This window comes from Actinosynnema sp. NPDC023658, from assembly GCF_040639995.1.
Taxonomy (GTDB): Bacteria; Actinomycetota; Actinomycetes; order Mycobacteriales; family Pseudonocardiaceae; genus Actinosynnema.
Window position 1 is genome coordinate 1 of record NZ_JBFAAX010000457.1, and the last position, 4,686, is coordinate 4,686.

Here is a 4,686-nt window from a genome sequence, read left to right on the forward strand (position 1 = left end):
GGGCCCGCGCCCGCCGCGCGCACCACCGGCTGCCAGGCCGCCGGGCGGCCCGTCGCGATGGTGATCCACGCGCCCGTCGCCATCGCCCGCAGCGCGATCTGCCGGGCCAGGTACAGCCCGCCGACCACGACCATGCGGGTCGGCGCGGACCGCAGCACCGAGATCGTCAGCGGCTCGCCCTGCAAGCCGGAGCCGAGGACCATGCCGCCGCGGTCGCCGGACGGGCTCACCACGTCCAGCATCTGCGGCGACACCAGGAACTCCGGCGCCACGCCCCGGCGCTGCGAGTCCATCAACCGGGAGTTGCTCACGCCACACCGCCCAGCGGCAGCGTCGCGGCCAGCCCGGCGACCTGGAGGCCGTTCAGCGGGGTGAGCGTGATGTCGAGCTTGTCGGCCAGCGCCTTGAGCCGGTCGTCGGCGCGGTCCAGCTCGGACGGCGTCCGCGCGCTCACCCGCACCATGCCGCGCAGGCCGACCTGGCCCTGCTCGCTGCTCGGGGAGATCGTCATGGACAGCGTCGAGGACAGCGCCCGCACGCCGGTCAGCGCGTTCAGGTTGTTGCGCATGCCCTTGGACGGCCAGCCGGTGATCGCGTAGCTGGCGTGGCCGACGCCACCCGCCGTCACCCCGGACCACTTCTCCCGCAACGACACCGAGTTGTTCGACCCGGCCACCGAGGTCAGCTCGGCCGCCGAGATGCCCGCCCGGATCAGCTCGTCGGGGTCCAGCGGCCGGATCGACACGCCCGTCGACTCCAGCGCGTTGCGCACGCGGGACAGCGCGCCGATCAACGCCCGGTGCGCGCCCACGACGCCGCCGCCGCGTTCCCGGATCGCCGCCGCGCACCGCCGCGGGTCCAGCCGCACGGCGATCCACGTGGTCCGGCGCGCGGCCGCGGGCAGCGGGCCGAGCACCTCCATGTACGAGCTGAGCGCGGGGGAGTTCGAGGGCAGCGCCGCGCTGCCCGGGTAGCAGTGCCAGATCACCGAGATCGCGTCGAGCACCACGCCGCGGTCCTCCAGCGTCGGCGCGAGCGCGCCCAGCGGCAACGCCGGCGCGCTGCCCACCGCGGTGATCAGACCCGGCGCCGGGTCGACCAGCAGCACGGCGGTCCACGCGCCCTGGTGCCAGGCCATGCCCAGCGGACGGCGCTCGTGGTCGACGCCCCGGGCCACCACCAGGTCCGGCAGGGCGAGGCGCAGCAGCGCCACCCGCGGGTCGTCCGGGCCGATGACCGAGGACTCCTCCTCCGACGGCGACTTCATCTCCACCGGGCCGGAGCGCTTGGCCGTGCGGCCGTGCGAGCGGAAGCTGTAGCGCACGACCAGGCCGATCCACTGGGTCAGCCAGCGGCCGCGGGACCTGGTGAACGCGAGGATCAGCGCGATCAGCACGATGCCGCCCGCGACGTACATCAGCACCGGGTCGACGCCGTCACCGGTGGCGCCGATCGCCAGCAGGACCAGGCCGATGGCGACGCCGACCTCGAGCACGACCAGGTTGGCGACCGGCAGCGCGCCCAGGCTCGCGCCTGCGGTGCGGCGACGCGCCCGGAGCAGTGCGGCGCGCACGGCGCCACCCGCCGACTGCGCGCGTGCCACGGCGGGATTGGGCTGGCCCGGATGTGGGGTGGTCACGGACATCCGCTCTGGTTCTCTTTCCGTCGGCGTGCGCCGGGTGGGACCGACCGGGTCTGACCAACCCGCACACGGACCACCCGCCGTCCGGCTATCGTGCAGACCGTACCGCGACTGGGAGAGCAGCGAGCCGAGAATGGCATCAACACCCACCACCAAGTCACAGGTCCAGGCCTACCGCTTCGTGCTGCGCCGGATGCAGTCCGCCCTGGTGCGCAGAGACGCGGTGATGCTGCACGACCCGATGCGCACGCACTCGCGCGCGACGGCGGTGGGCGTCCTGCTGGGCGTCGTCGGGCTCATCGGGTTCCTCATCTTCGGCTTCTTCTCGCCCGACCCCCAGGTCGACGACCAGACGCAGATCGCCATCTCCAAGGAGACCGGCCAGGTCTACGTCGTGCACACCGTCGGCAACACCAAGACGCTGATCCCGATGACGAACCTCGCGTCCGCGCGGCTGCTGCTGCTGCAGCAGTCCAACCCGGACAAGGGGCAGACGGCGGTCGCGGGCGGTGACGCGGCGGCGGGCCAGGTCAACACAGGGCCGCAGGTCGCGGGCGGCGAGCCGAAGCTCGTCAGCGAGAAGGCGTTGGCGAAGCTGCCCAAGGGCCGGCTGACCGGCATCCCCGACGGCCCGGACGTGCTGCCCCAGCCCGCCGACCGGATCGGCTCCGACTGGTCGGTGTGCGACACGCTGTCGCTGGACGAGTCGCTGAAGGACCCGGCGTCGCCGGGCAAGTTCACCACCACGGTCCTCGCGGGCTACAGCGGCGGCGGCGAGCTGCTCGACGACAACCGCGCCCTGCTGGTCAGCGCGGGCAACAGTCAGGACAAGGCGTACCTGATCTACAAGGCGCCGGTGAACTCCAAGATCACCTCGACGTCCACCGTGCGCGCCAAGGTCGACCTGAACAACGCCGAGGTCCGCACCGCGCTGAACCTGAACCAGAAGAAGCCGCGCGCGATCAGCTCCGGCCTGCTCAACGCGATCCCCGAGGCCAAGCCGCTGGTGGCGCCCGAGATCTCCGGTCGCGGCCAGTCGGTGACCTACGTCTCCGGCGAGAACCTGAAGGTCGGCTCGGTGATCGAGATCCGCCGCGCGGGCGCGGAGTCCGAGTTCCACGTGGTGCTCAAGGACGGCTTGCAGAAGATCAGCCGGGCCGCGGCCGACCTGCTCCGGGCCACCTACGCGCAGGGCGCGGAGCCGAAGCTGGTGGACATCGCGCGCATCAACGAGGCGCGCAGCGTCAACGAGCTCGACTTCGACGACTACCCGCCGGACGTGCCGGAGATCCAGGAGCCGAACCAGAACAACCGGGTGATCTGCCTGGGCTGGCAGGCCCAGAACGTGTCGGCGGCCAACAAGTCGCAGCACACCAAGGTGACCATCGCGCCGTCGCTGCCGATCCCGTCGAACGTGGTGCCGGTGGAGATCAACCAGGTGGGCGCGACCGGCGAGGTCGTCAGCCAGTTCGTGATGGCGCCGGGCAAGTCGGCCGTGGTGCGCAGCGCGACGTCCACCCAGGACTTCGAGACGGGTCCGATCCACCTGGTCACCGGCCGCGGCGTGAAGTACGGCATCCCGGACGTCCTCACCAGCGGCGCGCTGGGGCTGGGTGCGAACGGGTTCGTGCCGGGGCCGGAGTCGATCCTGCGGCTGCTGCCCAACGGGCCGCAGCTCAACCGCAACGACGCCTCCCGCAGCTGGGACTCCATCCCGGTGCCGAAGGACAGCGGCCTGCTGCCCGAGGAGAAGGCGAAGAAGCAGGGCGGGTGAGCCCGGTGCCGGGCCGTTCGGCGGAACCGGCGCGAGCCGGTTCCCGTCAGAGGGGGCGGGAGGTGTCCGGGTGAACGAGGTCACACGCAGGTCGCCGGCGGCGGGCAGCGGTCGGGTGTCGATGGACCCGCGCTGGCTGGAGCTGTACGCCGAGCGCGTCGAGGAGGCGGCCGGGGAGCTGGCCCGCGCGCGGGACGAGCTGCGGCAGCAGCCGGTGCGCGCGCAGAGCTTCGGTGAGCTGGGGCGCGCGCTGCGCAACGCCGAGGCGTACGGCCGGGCCGCCGGGATGCTGAACCAGCAGCTCGACCGGGCGTGCGAGGTGCTGGCGTCCGCGGCGAAGGGCCTGCACGAGGTGGCCGAGCACTACGGCGCCCAGGACGACGACGCGGTGGCGTTGATCAAGGCGGTCGACCGCAGGTCGGGGTTGGGCTGATGCGCGGCAAGGACGGCAAGCAGATCGCGGCCGAGGTCGGGCCGGAGCTGGACTACCTGTCGGGGATCAGCCGCCGGCTCGGCGTGCGCGACCTCGTGGCGGACTACTTCGCGCCCGTCGTGGGCGACTGGAACGACCTGCACGAGGAGGCCGAGCGCTGGCGCCGGGCCGGGCTCGTCGCGGAGCACGTGACGCGCGACCTGACCAAGCCGCTGGGCAGGCTGGACTCGGCGTGGCAGGGCAAGGACGCCGACTCGTTCGTGGACCACATGCAGAAGGTCGGCCTGGCCGGGCACGACATGTCCGACGCGATGCACGCGATGGGCGAGGCGCTGGACCAGACCGCCGAGGGCGTCCGCGCGATCGTGGAGGACATGTCCCGGGTGTTCGCCGAGGCGGCCGACGCGGTGTCCGGCGCGGCGGCGCTGCCGGTGGACGGCGACCGGCGCGTGGTCGAGGCGCTGGACGAGCTGCACGACCCGGCGAAGGAGCTGCACGAGTCGGTGCGGGACGTGCTGGAGGCGTTCCTGCGGCTGTGCGACGGGGTGTCCGGCTCCGAGGACTTCGCCGACGTGAAGATGGAGCACCGCTACCCCGAGCAGGACTGGGCGTTCACCCCGCCCGCGAAGCCGACCGCGCCGGGGGCCCCGGCGCACACCGATCCCGCGCAGGCTCATCCCGTGCAGCCCGCCGACCCGAAGCCGGCCGCGGCCGGTGGTGGCGGTTCGGGTTCCGGTGGTGGTGTGCCGGGTGGCGGCGGTGGCGTGCCCGGTGGTGGTCTGCCCGGTGGGGGCGGCGGCGTGCCCGGTGGGGGTGCGGCCGGCGGCGACCACGCGG

4 protein-coding genes and 1 pseudogene are annotated in these 4,686 nt (G+C 73.2%); 3 read left to right on the plus strand and 2 right to left on the minus strand.

Going from position 1 to position 4,686, the window contains the following annotated elements:
• Together AB0G02_RS28825 and eccE are read right to left on the minus strand one after the other, a co-directional pair.
• Positions 1–293 (minus strand): annotated as a pseudogene (locus AB0G02_RS28825) (hypothetical protein); the annotation flags it as partial.
• Positions 294–307: 14 nt separating this feature from the next.
• Positions 308–1,645, minus strand: a complete 1,338-nt coding sequence (gene eccE, locus AB0G02_RS28830; protein WP_360799870.1) for a type VII secretion protein EccE — start codon at positions 1,643–1,645, stop codon at positions 308–310.
• 130 nt (positions 1,646–1,775) lie between these two features.
• Here eccE and eccB point away from each other — a divergent pair, with 130 nt between their 5' ends.
• The 3 genes from eccB to AB0G02_RS28845 all read left to right on the plus strand — a co-directional run.
• Entirely contained in the window at positions 1,776–3,416 is a 1,641-nt protein-coding gene (gene eccB, locus AB0G02_RS28835) for a type VII secretion protein EccB (RefSeq protein WP_360799873.1), read from the plus strand.
• Between the two features lie 70 nt (positions 3,417–3,486).
• A complete protein-coding gene (locus AB0G02_RS28840; RefSeq protein WP_360799876.1) occupies positions 3,487–3,849 on the plus strand; it encodes a hypothetical protein in 363 nt (120 codons plus the stop codon).
• A partial coding sequence (locus AB0G02_RS28845; protein ID WP_360799879.1) for a hypothetical protein occupies positions 3,849–4,686 on the plus strand: 838 nt, incomplete at its 3' end. The genes AB0G02_RS28840 and AB0G02_RS28845, both read left to right, overlap by 1 nt.

What these genes read in the sequence shown, in the direction of transcription:
- eccE (WP_360799870.1), bottom strand. Translation starts at nt 1,645, where the DNA reads ATGTCCGTGACCACCCCACATCCGGGCCAGCCCAATCCCGCCGTGGCA.
- eccB (WP_360799873.1), top strand. Translation starts at nt 1,776, where the DNA reads ATGGCATCAACACCCACCACCAAGTCACAGGTCCAGGCCTACCGCTTC.